Genomic DNA, 19,588 nt, shown 5'->3' on the forward strand with positions numbered 1-19,588 from the left:
CGTATAATTATCATATCATGATGTGTAAAGTGTCTGCATGCTTTCTTCCACATCCTCTGCTAATCTACGTGAACTCCTCCGAAAGGACCGGTAGCTGCACCCAATGTGTTTGTAATCATAACCGAAAGGGATACGGACAAATCCACATCATAAGGCGCCTTCAGTTCCTGTCCATCCTGGTCTCTTACAATACGAATGACAGGCCTTTGCGGGATTTTGGGGTGTATACGCACTACGACTCCCTCTTCCCCTGTGTTGAGCACCACAGAGAGCCCCAGAGGATAAATAGCTACACAGTCACGAAAGGCTTCCAGCATCCGCTGCTCATACAGCGTTCCTGCCCCGGCGTATAGCACCTCCATCGCTTCATAAGGCAGCAAAGCCTGCTTGTATATTCGACTTGCCGTCATCGCGTCATACGAGTCCGCCAGACCGATCCATTTCGCATATTCGTGGATTTGGTCCTTTTTCCAACCATGTGGGTATCCACTGCCGTCAATACGCTCATGATGCTGTAATGCACAATGAGCTGACAACAAGGGAATCCCAGGTTCGTCTTTAAGTAGCTTATAGCCGATCACTGTATGTGTTTTCATGTGCTCATATTCCTCGTCCGTCAATTTACCCGGCTTATAGAGCACTTGAGGTGAAATCTTCATTTTACCGATATCGTGCAGTAATGAACCTATCCCTAGCTCCATGAGCTGGTTATTATCGTAGCCATTGGATATCCCCAGGACTAGTGAATACAAGCATACATTCAAAGAATGATGATACAAATCCTGATCCGCAGCCCCGATATCCATCAACATTATGATGGCATCCTGGCGGCCTCCAATATCGTCCAGAATGGATTCCATTACCTTATAAAAAGACTTGCCAAAATATTTGTGCTTATGATCTACGGAGTAGGATGACAAACCCTGAAACTGCTTTTTGATTTCCTGTAGCGCCGCCGCCCTTGTCTGTTCATGGATCATCTCGGGTATGACGATATCTTCTGTCACTGCATCCTCAATGTATACATATCCAATTCCGACTTGGCCTAGACGTTCAATCAATCGCGAAGTAAGCTCAACACCTTCCGAGAGCAGCACCATTCCATTTTCATTGTATATTTTTTTGCCCAGCTTCATGCCGGCTCTCAATAATGTAACAGGTACCAGTCGCAGCTTAATCCTCTCCCGATTGTTTTGATACCTGAAGCCACCTAGCTGCAAAACATTCTTCCATCGCGCCCGGACGCTTCAACTCCATTTCAATCAAATCCCGTAAAAATTCTGGAAGCATAAATTGGAGATCTGTTCCGTTCGCAAGCACCTTATAGCCTGCTTTGAAAGTGAACATATCCAACGTGCCCACTGTGTATTCCTCATCTTCTTCCAAGGTTTGACCCGCTACACGAATGTCCGTCACTTTTTCATAAGGAGCACGGTCCGGATCATACTGAATGGTCAACCCTTCCACACACATGGTGCCAAGTACTTTGCCTCTAAAGCCAAAGCCGGTCATGGGCTTGTCTGTAAATTCAGGCAGCAGCGACTGCTCCAGTGCCAACCGAATGTCTCTTCCCCGCAATTTCATAACACAGGGATTAATCGGCGATGGGCATAAGGAATGTAGTATTCCTTTGCTAATATCTCCTTGAGGCAACGGACCAAGCAGTTGACCTGCATTGACGAGGGCAATTTCGGTGCCTGTAAAATGGGATACCGATTGTGCCAGCAAATTCCCGAAAGGGGACTCCTCATTATAGGCGATCTCCAATTCCCGATCCGTTACTGCCACCGTGCTCTCCATGGCGCGTTCTGCTTGTCTGCGATGCAACACAATGGCCGATGCCACTTTTTCGTCCAGCAGCGCTTGATCCACCGGAACTACGCCGCCTGAGGTAACTCGAAACGGTTCAAGACTATGGTTACGGGTTAGTGTCACTTCACCGAGCAACGTTCCGAACTTCCCGGCCCCACATAGAACGGTGTTCCCAATCTGAAGCGGTTCCTCCAGCACATGGTGGGTGTGACCACCAAGGATAACGTCAATCTCAGGAAACTGGGACGCTAATTTCTCATCAGAGGGTAAACCCAGATGAGACATCACGACCACCACATCCACCTGCTTTCTGAGTGCCGCAATCTGCTTCCCCAGCACCTCAAACGGATCAAGCACATCCCAGCCCAACAATTGATAGAACTCTGTAAAAGGAGCCGTCACACCTAGTAAACCGATCTTGATTCCTGCTTTGTTCAAAATAACGGAGTCCTTCATCCACGAAGGACTCCTCCCCGTAGCACGCTCTGTCAGATTTCCACATACAACTGGACAATGAATGCCTGCATATGCCTGTTCAATCATATCCGAGGTAAAAGTCAGTCCCTCATTATTACCGATCGTAATTGCATCGTATCCTGTCAGATTAATCACATCCACATTTGCCCCACCGAGCGTTCCTTCCGTTTCGGGGGCCATCCGATCCATGTGGTCTCCTATGTCCAGCACAAGAAGCGCATCCCCTGATGCAGCTCTTCGTTCATTGATCATCGCGGCTATCGAAGGCATACTGCCAAAATGACTATGGATATCATTGGTATGCAAAATGGTCAACGTTTGCCGAGTCGTCATCTCCATAACCGCCCTCCTCTATATTTTATATATCGACTTTGGAGCTTCTAATGTTTAAGCATACCATGTTATTTAGCAATATGGTACATATGAGGTGGACATAGATAGTGAAAATCATTGACATTGCCTTCTATTTGTAACTTAAAGGAGACGGGTCCTTGGGACCTATTTTACAGCTTGGAATAATAGTAAATTAGTCGTTGTCATCCCATATAATTCTTGATATATTAAGTTTGTTTCGTATTTTCGACAAATTTACGACAATAAGGAGGTTAGCGCATGAGAGTTCACGTTACCGATGCCAAGCCGGGCGATCGCCTCAAATCCGATACATACAATGGGCATGGTGTGCCTGTCATGATACAGGGCACCGAGCTTCAGCATGACGATATTTCCAAGCTCATTATGCACGGTGTCGATTATATTGACATTGATGCTGGTTCTGCGAGCATTCCGGCTGGCTTTGCCCCCGATGTTCCAGCTTCCCCCGAGTCCCTCAAACGCGCCGTTCCCCTCATAGAGCAGACGATCAGCGGCTTTGAAAGCATGTTCCTCGAAGCTTCCTCAACTGGAAAATTTGATGAATATCGAGTTGATGAGCTGTTCGGTCCTCTCGTTTCAGAACTGGCTCGTCAAAAAGATGTCGTATCTCTGCTGTTAATTATGGAACGGGGAGATCACTATACTTATAATCATTCTCTCCAAGTAGGTATACTGTCATATTACATTGCCACTTGGCTAGGATATACAGAGGAAGAGGCATATGCCGCTGGTAAAGCTGGATATTTACATGATATAGGCAAGTCCATGATACCGGATGAGATTTTGAACAAACCGGGTAAACTGACACCTGAAGAATTTCATGAGATGAAGAAACATTCTCTGTATGGCTATGATATTATTCGCAATTCAACCAGCGATGAGATTTCAGCAATCGTCGCCTTGCAGCATCACGAGCGCGAAGACGGAAGTGGGTACCCCCATGGACTGTTCAAGGAAGAAATTCATCCTTTTGCCAGCATAACAGCTGTTGCCGACGTATACAGCGCGATGATTTCCAATCGTGTGTATCAGACGAAGCAGGAGTTGCTGACTGTATTACGCGAGCTGCACAGTATGAGTTTTGGACATCTAAATCCAGAAACTACCCAAGTGTTCATCAGACATATGCTACCGAATTTTATTAATAAGCAAGTTCTATTGACTACAGGCCAGACAGGAACCATTATCTTGAACAATCCTGTGGATTACTTCAGACCGTTAGTAAGAATTAACGATGATGAATATATAGATTTATCCAGGGAACGCCATGTATCCATTGATGAGATTTATCTGGAATCCTGATCTGCCACTGCCACCCAGCGTTACTTTGTTTGTATGGAATGAAAAGAGACTGTCCTTAATCCGTAGGTTTTCCCTACAAAGGACAGCCTCTTTTTGTGTTACGGACATAAGCCTAGTTACTATCTGTATTTATATATTTAATCCTAGGAATTAAGATCTTGTAGACCTGGGCTATGTTCATTAGGCAATTCAGGCATATACGGAAGAGGAAAGCCTTCTGGAGGGTCAATGACATTCAAATCCCCACCGTTTCTGCTTGGAGTTTGCCCATTGAATATTTCTTCAATACGGGTAGAATCCAATCGAAAATTAAACTGTGCATTGTGAAAGCCCATTTCAACATACTTCCGGCATTCTGGATATTTGTTAATATCGTAGTTTGGAACCGGGAACAATTTTCCCCAATCCACTCCAAGTGTCTCTAATGCTTTGGCAAATGCATTTTGATGAGCATTATCCCGTACAATCAAAAAAGCCAATGTTTCCCGGAATGTTTTGTTCGAGCTCATTTCGTAAATTCGAGATTTTTGCAGAACCCCTGTAGATTCGAGTACGAGATTATCAAGCAAATCACTAATCAGATTGCCGTGGGAATAGACATAACTGCCTAACCAAGGATTTCCACTTGCATCAACGGGTAAGGAACTTTGAGCTCCCATAATAAAATGATGAGGATTGGCATGTTTTATCGCTTCATCCAAAGGAGCATGATCAACTCCAGCATCGCCGGCTTGGTCTTCACCTGAGCCAGTCAGAAGTTGATTTATGGTATGTTGGACCAGTTCAACATGACTAAGCTCCTCTAGAAAAACTCCTCGAATCAAATCCCTATATTGAACAGCATTACCACGAAAATTATTACTTTGAAAGAAAAACTGCATCATGGTACGCATTTCTCCAAATCGACCACCCAATACCTCCTGAATCACTTTTGCAGCAGCTGGGTCGGGTTTATCAGGTACTATTATGTTAATTAAATCTTCTTTATAAAAATACAATACCAAAACCCCCTTAGAGTTTTATTTTGAAGTGAAACATATGCTACCCTTTTTTATCATTTTTATACAAGTCAAAGAACCAGAAAAGTTATTTTCATGAAGGATTCTATCATTCTAGCAGTATTAGGGGATTTTATGGTTAGGCAGATCCTCGTTTTGTTGCGCATTGAATGGGTTAATATAGCATGGATTCACTAAACTGCTTTTAACCTATAGGAGGACTAATTATGTTTAGACATCAAAAAGAGTTGCAGTTCGAAGTGAAAGTAGAACGACCTGACCCTCTATTTGCCCGACAGGTACAAGAAGTTTTGGGAGGCCAATTTGGAGAAATGACCGTGATGATGCAATATTTGTTTCAAGGGTTTAACTGTCGCGGTGATGAAAAATATAAAGATATGTTAATGGATATTGGAACAGAAGAAATAGGACATGTGGAGATGCTGTGTGCTTTAATTAGTCAATTACTTGATGGGGCTAAACCAGAAGATCAGGAGCAAGCTGCCAAAGACCCTGTTACAGCTGCCATTATGGGAGGAATTAACCCGCAGCACCTGCTGGTCAGCGGTCTTGGTGGATTGCCTACTAATTCCAATGGAGTTCCATGGAATGGTTCTTACATTGTGGCTAGTGGCAATCTTTTGGCAGATATGCGGTCCAACCTGCATGCAGAGAGCCAAGGTCGATTGCAGGTAGCAAGACTATATCATATGACGCAAGACGAAAGCGTTAGGGCTACATTACGGAAAATGCTAGCACGCGACCGCTATCATCAATATCAATGGATGGCGGCAATTCAAGAATTAGAAGAAAAAAATGGTGTTGTGGTACCGGCTTCCTTCCCTCCTGAAGCAGAGCAAGAATCTCAGCCTGAAGCATATGAGTTTTGGAACTTGTCAGAAGGCGAAGAATCTAGTGAAGGTCTGTGGGCAACAGGAAGTGCGCCGGATGGAACCGGAAGCTATGTATACATCTCTAACCCCATTGCCAAAGGACAGATCTATAATGCCAAAATACCAGCAACCGAGTTGCATCATGACTTAGACCATAAAACTTCAGATAAATAAATATGTAGAAGCGAGCTGTCCCAACTTTTGGGGCGGCTTTGGCTTTTTGTCGACCTATTAAGGATCTGTAAACCCACTTCAAACGTAAACACGTATTTACACGTAACCAAAAAAAATAGAAGAAAGACGAACTTAAAAAGTTCGCCTTCTATACTAGCAGGAGATCCGAGTCGGTACACAATCGGCCTCTGCTTCAGTCAAACCATCGTTCATTAAACAAGAGGTTCCTCAATCAATGTTGCGAAATTAAACTGGTGTACATGACCATCATTTAATGTAGTCTGGCCCGTAACGAAATGTACGTGTTTTCCATTTCCGACTGGAATAGCTGGTCCTGTTCTAATCCTTCTCAGATTATGAAAATGGTTCACAAAATCAGTTTTCGTAAGATCAATTTCGTGGACATGACTTCTTCCAACTCGAATCGCTTGCCCAGTAACACCTGCAAAGCGGTGGTTATGTCGGTCTGCGCCTGCTTCAGCCAGTTTGGTACTACCTTCAAATTCATGTACATGCCTCTGTGTCTGTTTAGCTGAGATTGTTTTCTTCTTGACTACAGGTTTATTCTTCTGCATCCGTTGCCTGCCTCCTTATGTTTTGCAGTTTTTACAGTATCCTATTAAGCAAACATAGTTACGTGCTAGGCGATTATCTGCAGTCCTAACAATAAATTTTTGGTTTCACATGGCATTAGAAAAAAAGAAGAAGACGAACTTAAAAAGTTCGCCTTCTACATTTAAAAGGAAATTCGAGTCGGCACAAAATCGGCACGACTCGGATTAAACAGCTTTAATTACCTCAAGTACCTTGTCTCACCAAGGGTTACCGCGTTTTAACCGATACTACCTTCCATTTCGAACTTGATCAAGCGGTTCATTTCTACCGCATATTCCATCGGTAGTTCTTTGGTGAACGGCTCAATGAAGCCCATAACGATCATTTGTGTTGCCTCAGCTTCGGTCAGACCACGGCTCATCAGATAGAAGAGTTGATCTTCCGATACTTTGGACACCGTTGCTTCGTGCTCAAGTGTAATATCGTCATTCATGATCTCATTATAAGGAATAGTATCTGAAGTTGACTGATTATCCAAAATCAACGTATCACACTTAATATTCGATTTTGCACCTTGAGCCTGACGACCAAAGGAAGCTAATCCGCGATACGTTACTTTACCACCGTGCTTACTGATCGATTTGGATACAATGGTGGATGTAGTATCTGGTGCCAAGTGGATCATTTTCGCACCTGCATCCTGATGCTGGCCTTTGCCTGCAACAGCGATGGACAAGACCATCCCTTTCGCTCCACGACCTTTCAATACAACGGCAGGATACTTCATTGTCAGCTTGGAACCGATGTTGCCATCAACCCATTCCATCGTTGCATTTTCTTCAGCAACCGCACGTTTAGTTACCAGGTTGTAAATGTTTGGTGCCCAGTTCTGAATCGTTGTGTAACGAACGCGTGCGTTTTTCTTACAAATAATTTCAACCACAGCACTATGCAGCGAGTTCGTGCTGTAAATTGGAGCTGTACAGCCTTCTACATAATGCACAAAGCTGTCTTCGTCAGCAATAATGAGCGTACGCTCAAATTGACCCATGTTTTCCGAGTTGATACGAAAGTAAGCCTGCAATGGAACTTCACATTTCACACCTTTAGGCACGTAGATAAAGCTACCGCCTGACCATACCGCACTGTTCAGGGCCGCAAACTTATTGTCCGCAGGAGGTACGACTGTGGCAAAATACTCTTTCAGAATCTCAGGATGCTCACGCAACGCTGTATCGGTATCCATGAAAATGACACCCTGCTCTTCCAGGTCCTTTTGCATGCTGTGGTAGACAACCTCGGATTCATACTGTGCGGATACACCAGCCAAAAACTTTTGTTCCGCTTCAGGAATCCCTAGTTTATCAAAGGTTTCCTTAATTTCTGTAGGAACCTCTTCCCACGTTTTCCCTTGCTTCTCGGAAGGTCTTACATAGTACTGGATATCATCGAAATCCAGTTCATCCATGTCTCCGCCCCATTTTGGCATTGGCATTTTTTCAAATTGCTTCAATGCTTTCAGACGGAACTCCAACATCCAATCCGGTTCACCCTTAATTTTGGAGATTTCCTTTACAATTTCCGGAGTGAGACCCTTACCTGTTTGGAAAATGGACTTGTGCTCGTCACGAAAGCCATACTTATACTCTTCCATTTCCGGTGCTTTCTTGGCCATGTTTCTCAAACCTCCTCTGTTCTATTTAAATTATTTATCTTCGTCAATCCCTTTGCGCAGCGCGTTCCAAGCCAATGTCGCACATTTAATGCGAGCCGGGAACTTATTGACCCCTGACAAAGCTTCCAATTCTTCATAATCATCAAATTCGACCGCTTCGCCCTTCATCAGAGAGGAGAAGCGACTCGCCATATCCAAGGCCTGATCAATCGTTTTTCCTTTGACCGCTTCTGTCATCATCGAAGCCGAGGACATACTAATCGAGCAGCCTTCACCTGTAAAACGGGCATCCTCGACTACGCCGTCTTTCGTTTTGAGTTGAAGGGATATCCGGTCACCACACGTAGGATTATTCAAATCCACCGTAACAGCATCGTCCTCAAAACGTCCGCGATTGCGCGGATTTTTATAATGATCCATAATCACGCGTCGGTACAAGTCATCAAGTTGCATCGCCAAAATACTCCTTCGTTTGGATTAAGGCGCTGACCAGAGCGTCGATATCGTCTTCCGTGTTATAGAGGTAAAAGCTGGCACGTGCAGTTGCACTGGCTTTCAACCAGCGCATCAATGGCTGGCAGCAATGATGGCCCGCACGTATGGCCACCCCTTTGCTATCCAGTACAGTAGCTACATCATGCGGATGCACATCATCCAAGTTGAATGTTACAAGCCCGACATGACGTTCAGCAGGTCCGTAGATCGTCAAACCCTCCACTTCACGGAGACGTTTGAGTGCATAATTCGATAGACGGCTCTCATGCTGTGCAATGGCGTCTAGTCCGATGCTTTCCAGAAAATCAATGGCAGCTCCCAATCCAACTGCCCCAGCAATAATCGGGGTGCCACCTTCGAATTTCCAAGGTAGCTCCTTCCATGTGGATTCATACAATCCCACATCGTCGATCATTTCACCGCCAAACTCAACGGGCTCCATGTTTTCCAGCAACGCCTTCTTGCCGTAGAGTGCACCAATTCCTGTAGGAGCACACATTTTGTGACCAGAGAAAGCATAAAAATCAGCATCTATGTCTTGCACGTCTACTTTCATATGTGGCGTACTTTGTGCACCGTCGACAACGATAACTGCACCTTTGCGATGTGCAATAGCAGCAATCTCTTTGACCGGATTCACAACGCCAAGCACATTGGAGACATGCGCAATCGCAACAATTTTTGTGTGTTCTGTGACGGTTTTCTCCACGTCTGCAAGATCAACGCTACCGTCCTCTTGAAGCGGAATATATTTTAAAGTCGCACCAGTGGCTTTGGCTACCTGTTGCCACGGAATCAGATTACTGTGATGTTCCATCGGAGTGATGACAATTTCATCACCCTCCTTACAGTTAGCTCTACCGTAAGAAGAAGCCACCAGATTCAGCGCGGTTGTTGTCCCGCGTGTAAAAATGATTTCCTGACTGCGCTTGGCATTCAGAAAACGGGCTACCTTCTCCCTCGCACCTTCATAAGCATCCGTAGCACGGCTACCCAAGGTATGCACACCACGGTGTACATTCGAATTATCAAACTCGTAATAGTGCTTGATCGCCTCGATGACCGCTAGCGGCTTTTGCGAAGTGGCCGCATTATCCAAATAAACCAGCGGATGACCGTTAATCTCCTGATGTAAAATCGGGAATTGTTCACGGATCAATGCAGTGTTCATTGGCCTAACTTCCTTTCAACAAGGCTTTGCAGCTGATGTTGAAGTCCTTCGAGCGGAATTTCAGATACGACAGGTGCCAGGAAGCCATAAATAATCAGTCGTTCAGCTTCTGCACGGCTAATTCCGCGGGACATCAAGTAATACACTTGCTCACGGTTAACCTGACCAACCGAGGCTGCGTGTCCAGCCGTTACATCATCTTCATCAATCAACAGGATCGGGTTAGCGTCACCACGTGCTTTCGGGCTGAGCATCAGTACACGCTCCGTTTGCTGACCGTCTGCTTTGGTAGCGCCTTTTTCAATTTTCGTAATTCCGTTAATGATGGAAGATGCTTCTTCACGCATAACTGCGCGTGTAATCATCTGACTAGCAGAATTTTTACCAAAATGCTGTGCTTGTGTCGTATAGTTCAGCTTTTGTGAACCAGAACCTACAGCAATAACCTTGGCATCCGAGTTGGAGCCATTGCCTTTGAGCACAGACATGGTATTGCTCGCTGTATTGCCGTTGTTCATTTCGCCTACAATCCATTCGATAGCAGCGTCATTTCCGAGCGTGGCACGACGAATGGAAATATCCGTTACTTGCTCTCCAAACTGATGCACTGTCGCATAGCGTACTTTAGCGCCTGCATTCGCAACCACTTCTACCGCACCGTTATGAAGAACAGGTGCCGCCAAATCTGCAGATACATAGTTGTCTACGTACGTCACGGAACTATGGTTTTCAGCTATGAGCAGTACATGCGGCGCAAAAGTTGCAGTCGCATCATCCGTGAGGAACACAGCTTGAAGCGGTACGTTCAGTTCTACATTTTTAGGCACATAAGCAAATACTCCACCGTTCCAGAGTGCTGCATGCAATGCCGACAATGAATTTTCTTCAGCCTTAATAACAGTGTTCAGATGAGCTTTGACCAAATCAGCATGCTCTTTGACCGCCGTTTGCAAATCCGTGAAAATGACGCCTTGCGCCGCCAATTCCTCGCTCAGCTTCACATATACCGCACCAGAGTTGCGCTGGATGATCAGACCGCCCTCCTGCTGTTCTTTAACCAGATCAGCAATGGCTGCAGGAACCTCGCCTACAGATGCAATGACCTCGCTCAATTTATGTTGACCGTAATCATTTAAATTCCAACGTTCGATTTTTGTTTTTTCAAATACCGGAAGCTCCAGTTGGCCTGCAAGCTCAAGTGCTTTTTGTCTGTCTTCGGCCAGCCAAGATGGCTCGCCATTACGTTCGGACAGAACACGCAGTTGCTCGGAATCTACCGGAAGGATTGTTTGTGTTGTCATCAGTTTTCCTCCTCGCTTCCGGCTTACGCCTCTTGTCCTACAGTTTCATCAACGATACCCAGCTCTTCCTTGATCCAGTCGTAACCGTCCGCTTCCAGACGCTCAGCAAGCTCAGGACCACCGGATTTAACGATACGTCCTTGCATCATTACGTGTACATAATCTGGTTTAATATAGTTCAACAGACGTTGGTAGTGAGTAATCACAAGGAAGCCACGGTCTTCAGAACGCATAGCGTTTACGCCGTTAGCTACGATTCTCAAAGCATCGATATCCAGACCGGAGTCAATTTCGTCCAGAACGACAATTTTGGGATCAAGCATCATCATTTGCAGAATTTCATTCCGTTTTTTCTCACCACCGGAAAAACCTTCGTTCAGGTAACGGTGAGCAAACTCAGGATTCATTTCAAGCTCTTTCATTTTGCCTTCCATTTGGCGGATAAACTTAATCAGGGAAATCTCTTGTCCTTCTTCACGGCGCGCGTTGATAGCACTACGCAAAAAGTCGGAGTTTGTTACCCCTGCAATTTCACTTGGATACTGCATCGCCAGGAACAATCCTGCACGTGCACGCTCATCCACTTCCATATCCAGCACGTCTTCTCCATCCAAAGTTACTTTGCCATCTGTGACTTCATATTTAGGATGACCCATCAAAGCAGATGCGAGCGTACTTTTACCCGTTCCGTTAGGACCCATGATGGCGTGGATTTCTCCGCCCTTCATTTCGAGGTTAATCCCCTTCAAAATTTCTTTACCTTCAATGGTCGCTTTGAGACCTTCAATCTTAAAGTTTGTAGCCATATTCGCAATACCCTCCAAAAAATGTAGTGTGGTGTCGAAATCAGAAAGATATTTAAACAGGGGAGCCCCCTGATTTCAAGCAAATGTAATAATTAAAAATTTATTTATAATCATTCTAAACTGATTCTCAATGATTCTCAAGTTATTTTATAATAAATATCTTTAAGGGTGCAACCAACAGACGCACGTTATCCACCTTTCTTCATAAAATGTTCATCCTACCAATCACACAAATGGCAAAATACATCCTTCGAATGATTACATAGTTATAGTGTAGTACAAAAACCATGGGATACATAATCTCTTTTTTAGCCATAAAAACGCTACTGACAGCTTGACGTCAGTAGCGTTTTACATGTAAAGGGGTTATTTTAGTGCGAAAGCCTGATGAGTTAGCCCAAATAAGAGCGAAGCATCCACATGTGTTTCTCCAAATCTGCTTTGTAGCCGATCAACAAATCTGCAGTAGGCTGGTCGGAATTACTTTCCGCCAATTCGATACCTTCCTGAAACTCCTCACATACCGTCGCAAAATCCTCAATCAGGGTTTGCACCATTTTTGGAGCATCTTCATTACCGGTAGCCTCTTGAATTGAGGACAGCTCCAGGTATTCCTTCAATGTTGCGGAAGGAGAACCTTTCAAGGCAAGCAAGCGCTCGGCAATCTCATCCATTTTCAATGTCACTTCATTGTATAATTCTTCGAATTTAACATGGAGTGTATAAAAGCTGGAGCCTTTTACGTACCAGTGATAGTTATGAATTTTTACATATAACACATTGAGGTTAGCGACTTGACGGTTTAAAAGTTCCTCCACCGATTTGGTTTGCGTATTTTTCGAGTTACTTGTTGTTTTAGCCATCATAAATCCCTTCCTTTTTCATCAAATTGACTTTCAGAAGCGTTTACGTATTCATCACCGTCCCTGCTGACGGTAAGACGCCAGCGGGCATTTGAATATCACCTGCCGGACGTCTGTTTCATATTTACCCTTTCTATACAGAGACGAAACAAAAAGAAGAAGCCCACCTCTTCCAATCCATCATAAAAAAAATGTACAAAAATTCAGTGATTTTCGTTATACTTTCTCTATCCTATCAAAATACTTGGTTTAATATTGTGATGTTTTTTTCTTACCATTTACATGTGCGCAATTTACGGAGGTGACCTCATTGTCCAAATACCATCCCTTAACGACCGAAGAAGCAATCGAATTCGTGAAGAACATTCCCGGATTTTTTAGCCAGGAAGCTCATCTGGAATGCCGAGAAATCGGCGATGGCAACTTAAATCTGGTTTTTCATATTACAGATTCCAAATCTAACAAGAGTATCATTGCCAAGCAGGCACTTCCCTATGTAAAAATTGTGGGTGAATCCTGGCCGTTGTCGCTGGATCGCGCCCGTATTGAACGCGAGGCACTTCAGCAGGAGCACCAGCTTTGCCCCGAATTGGTTCCTGCGGTACTAGGCTATGACGATGAGCTTGCGTTAACCGTGATGGAGGATCTTAGCTCACACACAATCATGCGCAAGGGACTAATTGAAGGCAACACATACCCTCTTTTTACTAATCATATTGGGGAATTTCTGGCACGCACGCTCTTTTTCACCTCAGATTTGGGCATGAATCAGCAGGCTAAAAAAGAGCTGGTTAAACGCTTTATTAACCCTGAACTCTGCAAAATAACTGAGGATCTGATTTTGGATGAACCCTACCGATTTTCAGATAATAACAACTATGGTATGTACATTGAAGACGAAGCAGAGGCACTCCGTACAGATCAGATCCTTCATCTGGAAGTAGCTTTGCTGCGAGAAAAGTTTATGACACGAACAGAAGCACTGCTACACGGCGACCTCCATACAGGTAGTATTTTTGTAACAGCTGAATCGACTAAAGTCATTGATCCTGAATTTGCCTATTACGGCCCCATGGGGTTTGATATCGGAGCGGTCATCGCCAATCTGCTGTTGAACTACGCAGCACAGCCCGGATGGACTTCTAGCGAGACGGCGCTAAAGGAACGACGTGACTGGCTCCTGGAGACCGTCATTCAAGTATGGGAGCAGTTTGAGAGCAGATTTCGTACACTGTGGAACGAGCACGTCACCGATCATTTGGCACGTACACCCGGATATCAGGACTTATACCTCCAGAAAGTACTGCAAGATACGATTGGCTTTGCAGGGTGCAAAGTGATCCGCCGGATCATCAGCCTGTCGCATGTGGCGGATATCGATACCATTGCCGATCCTGATATCAAGGAAGCTGCGGAACGTCTCGCGTTATCGATCGGAAAAGCCTTGGTTCTCCGCAATCGCGAGCTTCATTCGATCCGGGAACTAGAAGATATTGTTCGGACAGCAACAGCGACCCAGACTAAAGGAGCATCACGCATATGAGTGAAAATAAAGAATCTCTCCCCGCATCCTCCCATGAAGCAACTGTGTCTGAACAGGCTCTCTCTTCACTGGTATGGAAGGGAAACCACTTGTCCATGCTGGATCAGCGTCTACTGCCCGAAAAGATAGTCATGCTGGATTTATTCACCACCGAAGAAGTGTGGGATGGCATCCATGCCATGAAGGTACGGGGTGCCCCCGCCATCGGGATGGCCGCAGCCTATGGTGTTGTACTGGGTGCTGCCTCCTATCGAGGCAATGACGCTGCTGGGTGGCTGGAGCATGTACACGTAGTGTGCGGACATTTGGCTACCTCACGGCCGACTGCCGTAAATCTGTTCTGGGCTCTGGACCGCATGAAGAAGCGAGCCGGCGAACTCGTCACAGAGGCTGAGGTGGGCCAGATCGAAGACTGGAATGCAGGGCTGGAGCGTGAAGCTATAGCCATTCAGGCAGAGGATGAAGAAGTTTGTCGCCTAATCGGCATCCATGCTTTACCTCTGTTCGAGAATGGGATGGGCGTACTCACTCATTGCAACGCAGGCGGCTTGGCAACAGCGAAATACGGAACAGCGCTCGCGCCTATGTATTTGGCTCAGGAGAACGGTATCCACCTGAAAGTATTTGCTGACGAAACCCGCCCCGTATTGCAGGGTGCGCGTCTGACCGCCTTTGAGCTTCAGCAGGCAGGCATAGATGTCACCCTGCTCTGTGACAATATGGCAGGCATGGTGATGTCTAAAGGATGGGTGCAAGCTGTCATTGTCGGTACAGACAGAGTCGCCGCTAATGGGGATGTGGCCAACAAAATCGGCACCTATAGCCTGGCAGTGTTGGCGAAGGCGCATGGTATACCTTTTTACGTTGCTTCGCCACTATCTACCATTGATTTACAGACCGCTACAGGCGCAGATATTCCGATTGAGGAGCGTTCTGCGGAGGAAGTTACCGAGAGCTTTGGCAAAAGAACTGCCCCACAAGGTATCAAAGTCTACAACCCGGCTTTCGACGTTACACCACATGAGTACATTACCGCCATCATTACCGAAAAAGGAATTGTCCAAGCCCCCTTTAGCGAGAACCTTACCGCTTTGTTTGCCGATTAATTGTTCTTGCAGGTTATACACTTCGTATATAATTCAAATAGTTCCACTCGATAGAATGAAAAATTTCACAGAAAAAACCGGAGCCGTAGCGCCCGGTTTTTTAACTTTTTCTTTTTTGCTTTTATCCAACAACTATTACTAGTCTTCTTACACCAGTTTCAATAATGCTTCATAGCCTGGCATCCCTGGCTTAATTCCAAGTTGCTCAGCTTCCGTCGTCACTGACTCCATTGGTGCTTCCAACAGTTCCTTTAGTGTTTTTACCCCTACAGCACGTGCGGCCAGAATTTTCCGATCCGCCAGTCGTTCATTGAGCAATCCGACATCCAGCGCACCACACATGATGTAACCACGGGAGTTGGAGATCGTCAACAGCGTTGTTTTAGGCAGTTTGACCTCGACTCCGATAAATGTATGCTCACCCACTTGAATGGGTTCCATGTGTATCATGGTTATTACATGCACCTCCTCTTTGTTCATCCGGGATATTTTATGCGGCATTTGCAGGTGGGTGTGGACACCCGTGTAAATTTGTGTATTAAGGAATTCTTTTTATGTTGAAAAACAGCCTTACAGCAAATCAGGCAATTCGGCATCTCCCTGACTTCATATTTCATGCTGTTTGAGCGCTTCATCATATGCGAGTAGCTTCGAAACGCTTCCTAATCTCTATCCGTTTCTTTATTTGAATATTTATTTTGGTATTGGAGGGATTTAAACAATCATGTCATATTTCTTAAAGTTAATCGACAGGTTGCAATGCTTCGATTCGTCGTATTTAGATACAAAAAATCCAGCAACCGTCAATATAGATGGCAACTGGATGGCAAAGTTTTATACAAACTTTTCTCAGTGTCTATTACTAAAAATGTCTTGTATACAAAAAACTATTTCTTTAGAGTGCTTTCTATTAATGAAATTATTGTTGAGTCAATTTGATCATCAAACTTCCTAGCAAACAAAGAATCTGAATTAAAAATATGCAGCAAATCACTCATTGTTATAATACTTGCACCCGCAAAGCCATTCTCCTTTCTTACGTATGTAATATATCTTAAATTATTGTTAATAATCGTTTCTGTAGATTCAGGAGAATTTAAAATTAAGGTTGGAAAAAATGTTTCATCTGGAATTAATACATATTTAAAATAGTCCTGTAATTCATAAGAAAACGAAGAAGTAACTGAATATTCTGCGAGTTTACGTGTTATGATTTTCCATTGAGATCCTCTATAAGCTTTAATGTTATCCTGAAAATATTCTTCAAAGGGATTCCTTTCTCCTAATCGTTTAAGTTGTCCGAAATCTTCAACAAAATAACTATTGAAATGTATTCTTCGATCTGCTTCAGAAGCAATTTGATAGTTAATAAAATTTTTATTCGAGTTTTCTTTTAGAAAATCACTTATCTGTTCTTGGGTTACTAACGGCATGTCTTGACCACTTAAATTAATAAAGTGCGACCAGTCAGAGCTCCAGTTTAATAATTCTTTAATTGCTTCTAATTCAATTTGGACTAAAGACCACCCTGCGAAAGTTAAATATCTAGAAGGCATAACTCGGAGGTTATTAAACTTATTTGATATTTGATGTACCAGACTAATCATATCACTATTTTTCGAATCAACATGTATCAAGTATAAATTATTAGAATCATAGATAGCTGAGAGCATACGCTGAAACATTGTTGGTTGTTGATGCGCCAATATAAAATAAGCAATCATTAAACTTCACTCTCTTTCCTTTTATGAAACAGTCATTTTTTTGGGCTATTGCCATTGTTATTAGGAATCAATTCACTCATTGTACAGTAAATTTGTATTTTTCCTTCAATATTATTTAATTCGTTGAAGTTACCAACATAGATGTAACTTTACCTGTTTTCATATCTAAATTGTACCACTCCCATATTGCCGTATGTCCTGCTCTACTGTCATATTTCCAATTACAATCTCATATGCACGAAAAAGGTAGGGATGGTACCATATGAAAGTATTTATCTGTAACGAGTTTTAGCCTATATAGGGTTATTCCCATCTAAAAAAATCTGCTAAAACTTTACTTCCAGATCAATGCTTTTATAGTTAGCTGCCATTATTGTCCCAACTGTGAACATAAAATTCCTATTGCACACCAAAAACTAAAACTGTCATCTTGTCCTTCATATACATCACTCTTTCCTATAGAATAAACTTTTAATAATAGGAGTAATATACCATATAACAACACGCTTATTCGAATATAATTTTTTAATCCCAATCATTTTACAATGATATAATCCTTATATGCCCTCATCTTCGTTTTAAGGCCGACCTTTAAGTTCAATAAATCTATCATTCTTCGAGAATCATTTATACCTCCCCCCATACCTTGAATTAACTCAAACAACCATTTAGGCAGACCTCACAGGAGTGAGATGCACAGTCACATGCTTCTCCCTCCTCCAAAAGTCAGAAAAGCGGTCACAAAATTCAGTCATTTATAAGATTTTAATAGAATGAATCAGTACAGATCAGTAAATGAAAATTGCTATGAAAGCTTGTCCCGTTTGACTTTACGGCTTAAAAAGCGAAAAATTTCACTATCCCAAATTCGGTACATCTTAGACACACCACACATGATGTAACCACGGGAGTTGGAGTCGTCAACAGCGTTGTTTTAGGCAATTTGACCTCGACTCCGATAAATGTATGCTCACCCACTTGAATGGGTTCCATGTGTATCATGGTTATTACATGCACCTCCTCTTTGTTCATCCGGAATATTTTATGCGGCATTTGCAGGTGGGTGTGGACACCCGTGGATACATTCAAAATTTTAGGAGGATGATGTATGTACAGCAAAACAGGCGATATTAAAAAGACTAGACGAATCGTTCCATCTAGTCTCTATGATCGTCGTTAATGTTCTGGAGTTATGCTTTATTCAAGCTTCTTTAAATACTGTGGTGGCACCAAATCGGCAAGCCAAACACCATGGTTGGCTTTATAAAACTTCACTTGATTAGCTAATGCCTTTGCTGTGTCGACTTCGAGGATCACGAGTTCTCCACGTCTTTTGCCTGCTAAAATTGCAAACTCAAGCGATTCAGACATATGTACATACTTTCTCCCCATCGGCTTAATTCCTTCGGTGAAAATGTTATGGATTACCTTTGTGTTTGTACCGTGATAGAGAATCGTTGGTGGAGTAGCTTCCTCATAATTTAATCTGCCAGCACTGTGCCCGTAATTAGCTCTTATGTACCCATTAACCATCTTATATCTCTGCTTTGGACAATGGCTTACTACTTGCTTGATATCCGACTCACTGACCTCAGACCATCTGTTCTCTGATTTTATCCCTTGAATCAGGTCTTGAATGTCACAATAACCTTCATGGTCTAGCTCAAGACCAAACTGTTCTGGTGTATGCCTAAGAATCTTACTCATAAATTTACTGAGGCTCTCTTCTTGTTTTGGTGTTAACATGATATACTCCTTCTAATAAAATATTTGTCTATCTATAATAACCTATCCGATGATTCATAACGCCTTGTGAAGTAAAGCACCAAACCTCCGATAAGGGAAATGTAGCCCCAATCCACAAGGAAATACCCGAAAACACCTTTGATTAAAGCCATGATAAAAAATTTCCGATTCATAAATCCCCCCTCCTCTCTAATAATGTACTTTATTATATTAAAATAGTTAGATTCTCACATGAATTTTCCCCATACCAGTCTTCATCAACATAATATTCGCTTAATTTATTTTACAAAAATCGTACTATCTGTGTTCCCTTTTTTATATCTTCAATGTCTCCTGAATCCTTTACATTAATTCCAATTAGCGGATGGTTAGCAATGGAGAAAGAAATGCTTATATCCAATACGTCCAGTTCGCATTTCGTTCCATCTATCTTATCTACTTGTATTTTTGAACCTATCAAACCTTTCAAATTGGTATGATCCTGCTTATCTAAACCAAGATTTGTTCCAATTAAAATGATTTTTTTATTGGGTGTTTTAATAATATCGTCTAACTTCATAATCCCCAAAAGA

18 protein-coding genes and 1 pseudogene are annotated in these 19,588 nt (G+C 43.3%); 4 read left to right on the forward strand and 15 right to left on the reverse strand.

The window, feature by feature from the left end:
• Positions 1-59 precede the first annotated feature (59 nt).
• Together ACXHJ1_RS23720 and ACXHJ1_RS23725 are read right to left on the reverse strand one after the other, a co-directional pair.
• Positions 60-1,220, reverse strand: a complete 1,161-nt coding sequence (locus ACXHJ1_RS23720; RefSeq protein ID WP_019686832.1) for an HD-GYP domain-containing protein — start codon at positions 1,218-1,220, stop codon at positions 60-62.
• Positions 1,174-2,628, reverse strand: a complete 1,455-nt coding sequence (locus tag ACXHJ1_RS23725; RefSeq protein ID WP_107734377.1) for a bifunctional metallophosphatase/5'-nucleotidase — start codon at positions 2,626-2,628, stop codon at positions 1,174-1,176. The genes ACXHJ1_RS23720 and ACXHJ1_RS23725 overlap by 47 nt, the downstream gene beginning before the upstream one ends.
• 273 nt (positions 2,629-2,901) lie before the next feature.
• Between ACXHJ1_RS23725 and ACXHJ1_RS23730 the strand changes: the two genes are divergently transcribed.
• Positions 2,902-3,966 carry an HD-GYP domain-containing protein gene (locus ACXHJ1_RS23730; protein WP_019686830.1) on the forward strand — a complete coding sequence of 355 codons (1,065 nt, stop codon included), beginning with the start codon at positions 2,902-2,904 and terminating at the stop codon, positions 3,964-3,966.
• A gap of 143 nt (positions 3,967-4,109) precedes the next feature.
• On the opposite strand, the gene ACXHJ1_RS23735 is transcribed toward ACXHJ1_RS23730, so the two are convergent.
• Positions 4,110-4,964 carry a manganese catalase family protein gene (locus ACXHJ1_RS23735; protein WP_457905321.1) on the reverse strand — a complete coding sequence of 285 codons (855 nt, stop codon included), beginning with the start codon at positions 4,962-4,964 and terminating at the stop codon, positions 4,110-4,112.
• A gap of 227 nt (positions 4,965-5,191) precedes the next feature.
• On the opposite strand from ACXHJ1_RS23735, the gene ACXHJ1_RS23740 reads away from it, so the two are divergent.
• Entirely contained in the window at positions 5,192-6,031 is an 840-nt protein-coding gene (locus ACXHJ1_RS23740) for a manganese catalase (protein ID WP_016819592.1), read from the forward strand.
• Between the two features lie 212 nt (positions 6,032-6,243).
• Here the strand turns inward: ACXHJ1_RS23740 and ACXHJ1_RS23745 are convergent, their stop codons facing one another.
• The 7 genes from ACXHJ1_RS23745 to ACXHJ1_RS23775 all read right to left on the reverse strand — a co-directional run bounded on the left by ACXHJ1_RS23745 (position 6,244) and on the right by ACXHJ1_RS23775 (position 12,897).
• The gene (locus ACXHJ1_RS23745; protein WP_016819591.1) at positions 6,244-6,606 is read right to left on the reverse strand and encodes a YmaF family protein; all 363 of its coding nucleotides are present in this window, start codon (positions 6,604-6,606) and stop codon (positions 6,244-6,246) included.
• Between the two features lie 257 nt (positions 6,607-6,863).
• A complete protein-coding gene (gene sufB / locus ACXHJ1_RS23750) occupies positions 6,864-8,261 on the reverse strand; it encodes a Fe-S cluster assembly protein SufB (RefSeq protein WP_016819590.1) in 1,398 nt (465 codons plus the stop codon).
• Positions 8,262-8,291: 30 nt separating this feature from the next.
• Positions 8,292-8,714 (reverse strand): Fe-S cluster assembly sulfur transfer protein SufU, encoded by a 423-nt coding sequence (gene sufU / locus ACXHJ1_RS23755; protein ID WP_013309555.1) that lies wholly within the window; start codon positions 8,712-8,714, stop codon positions 8,292-8,294.
• The gene (locus tag ACXHJ1_RS23760) at positions 8,704-9,927 is read right to left on the reverse strand and encodes a cysteine desulfurase (protein ID WP_107734380.1); all 1,224 of its coding nucleotides are present in this window, start codon (positions 9,925-9,927) and stop codon (positions 8,704-8,706) included. Before ACXHJ1_RS23760 ends, sufU begins: the two co-directional genes overlap by 11 nt.
• Positions 9,924-11,228 (reverse strand): Fe-S cluster assembly protein SufD, encoded by a 1,305-nt coding sequence (gene sufD, locus ACXHJ1_RS23765; protein WP_107734381.1) that lies wholly within the window; start codon positions 11,226-11,228, stop codon positions 9,924-9,926. Before sufD ends, ACXHJ1_RS23760 begins: the two co-directional genes overlap by 4 nt.
• A gap of 23 nt (positions 11,229-11,251) precedes the next feature.
• A complete protein-coding gene (gene sufC / locus ACXHJ1_RS23770; RefSeq protein WP_017425928.1) occupies positions 11,252-12,034 on the reverse strand; it encodes a Fe-S cluster assembly ATPase SufC in 783 nt (260 codons plus the stop codon).
• A 392-nt stretch (positions 12,035-12,426) separates the two neighbouring features.
• The gene (locus tag ACXHJ1_RS23775) at positions 12,427-12,897 is read right to left on the reverse strand and encodes a Dps family protein (protein WP_013309551.1); all 471 of its coding nucleotides are present in this window, start codon (positions 12,895-12,897) and stop codon (positions 12,427-12,429) included.
• 310 nt (positions 12,898-13,207) lie between these two features.
• On the opposite strand from ACXHJ1_RS23775, the gene mtnK reads away from it, so the two are divergent.
• Together mtnK and mtnA are read left to right on the forward strand one after the other, a co-directional pair.
• Complete coding sequence (gene mtnK / locus ACXHJ1_RS23780) at positions 13,208-14,440, forward strand: S-methyl-5-thioribose kinase (RefSeq protein WP_016819586.1); 1,233 nt, start codon at positions 13,208-13,210, stop codon at positions 14,438-14,440.
• A complete protein-coding gene (gene mtnA, locus ACXHJ1_RS23785) occupies positions 14,437-15,546 on the forward strand; it encodes an S-methyl-5-thioribose-1-phosphate isomerase (protein ID WP_457905322.1) in 1,110 nt (369 codons plus the stop codon). The genes mtnK and mtnA overlap by 4 nt, the downstream gene beginning before the upstream one ends.
• A gap of 147 nt (positions 15,547-15,693) precedes the next feature.
• Here the strand turns inward: mtnA and ACXHJ1_RS23790 are convergent, their stop codons facing one another.
• The 5 genes and pseudogenes from ACXHJ1_RS23790 to ACXHJ1_RS23810 all read right to left on the reverse strand — a co-directional run bounded on the left by ACXHJ1_RS23790 (position 15,694) and on the right by ACXHJ1_RS23810 (position 19,575).
• A complete protein-coding gene (locus ACXHJ1_RS23790) occupies positions 15,694-15,996 on the reverse strand; it encodes a YunC family protein (protein ID WP_017425931.1) in 303 nt (100 codons plus the stop codon).
• A gap of 437 nt (positions 15,997-16,433) precedes the next feature.
• Positions 16,434-17,270 (reverse strand): beta-1,6-N-acetylglucosaminyltransferase, encoded by an 837-nt coding sequence (locus tag ACXHJ1_RS23795; protein ID WP_107734382.1) that lies wholly within the window; start codon positions 17,268-17,270, stop codon positions 16,434-16,436.
• Between the two features lie 886 nt (positions 17,271-18,156).
• A pseudogene (locus ACXHJ1_RS23800) lies at positions 18,157-18,272 on the reverse strand (DUF1805 domain-containing protein); the annotation flags it as partial.
• 195 nt (positions 18,273-18,467) lie between these two features.
• Entirely contained in the window at positions 18,468-19,016 is a 549-nt protein-coding gene (locus ACXHJ1_RS23805) for an RNA 2'-phosphotransferase (protein WP_457905323.1), read from the reverse strand.
• A gap of 283 nt (positions 19,017-19,299) precedes the next feature.
• The gene (locus ACXHJ1_RS23810) at positions 19,300-19,575 is read right to left on the reverse strand and encodes a hypothetical protein (protein ID WP_243208141.1); all 276 of its coding nucleotides are present in this window, start codon (positions 19,573-19,575) and stop codon (positions 19,300-19,302) included.
• Positions 19,576-19,588: the final 13 nt, after the last annotated feature.

The sequence above is a fragment of the Paenibacillus sp. ALE2 genome (genome assembly GCF_054113385.1).

What these genes read in the sequence shown, in the direction of transcription:
- ACXHJ1_RS23725 (WP_107734377.1), bottom strand. Translation starts at nt 2,628, where the DNA reads ATGGAGATGACGACTCGGCAAACGTTGACCATTTTGCATACCAATGAT.
- ACXHJ1_RS23730 (WP_019686830.1), top strand. Translation starts at nt 2,902, where the DNA reads ATGAGAGTTCACGTTACCGATGCCAAGCCGGGCGATCGCCTCAAATCC.
- ACXHJ1_RS23740 (WP_016819592.1), top strand. Translation starts at nt 5,192, where the DNA reads ATGTTTAGACATCAAAAAGAGTTGCAGTTCGAAGTGAAAGTAGAACGA.
- ACXHJ1_RS23745 (WP_016819591.1), bottom strand. Translation starts at nt 6,606, where the DNA reads ATGCAGAAGAATAAACCTGTAGTCAAGAAGAAAACAATCTCAGCTAAA.
- sufB (WP_016819590.1), bottom strand. Translation starts at nt 8,261, where the DNA reads ATGGCCAAGAAAGCACCGGAAATGGAAGAGTATAAGTATGGCTTTCGT.
- sufU (WP_013309555.1), bottom strand. Translation starts at nt 8,714, where the DNA reads ATGCAACTTGATGACTTGTACCGACGCGTGATTATGGATCATTATAAA.
- ACXHJ1_RS23760 (WP_107734380.1), bottom strand. Translation starts at nt 9,927, where the DNA reads ATGAACACTGCATTGATCCGTGAACAATTCCCGATTTTACATCAGGAG.
- sufD (WP_107734381.1), bottom strand. Translation starts at nt 11,228, where the DNA reads ATGACAACACAAACAATCCTTCCGGTAGATTCCGAGCAACTGCGTGTT.
- sufC (WP_017425928.1), bottom strand. Translation starts at nt 12,034, where the DNA reads ATGGCTACAAACTTTAAGATTGAAGGTCTCAAAGCGACCATTGAAGGT.
- ACXHJ1_RS23775 (WP_013309551.1), bottom strand. Translation starts at nt 12,897, where the DNA reads ATGGCTAAAACAACAAGTAACTCGAAAAATACGCAAACCAAATCGGTG.
- mtnA (WP_457905322.1), top strand. Translation starts at nt 14,437, where the DNA reads ATGAGTGAAAATAAAGAATCTCTCCCCGCATCCTCCCATGAAGCAACT.
- ACXHJ1_RS23790 (WP_017425931.1), bottom strand. Translation starts at nt 15,996, where the DNA reads ATGATACACATGGAACCCATTCAAGTGGGTGAGCATACATTTATCGGA.
- ACXHJ1_RS23795 (WP_107734382.1), bottom strand. Translation starts at nt 17,270, where the DNA reads ATGATTGCTTATTTTATATTGGCGCATCAACAACCAACAATGTTTCAG.
- ACXHJ1_RS23805 (WP_457905323.1), bottom strand. Translation starts at nt 19,016, where the DNA reads ATGTTAACACCAAAACAAGAAGAGAGCCTCAGTAAATTTATGAGTAAG.
- ACXHJ1_RS23810 (WP_243208141.1), bottom strand. Translation starts at nt 19,575, where the DNA reads ATGAAGTTAGACGATATTATTAAAACACCCAATAAAAAAATCATTTTA.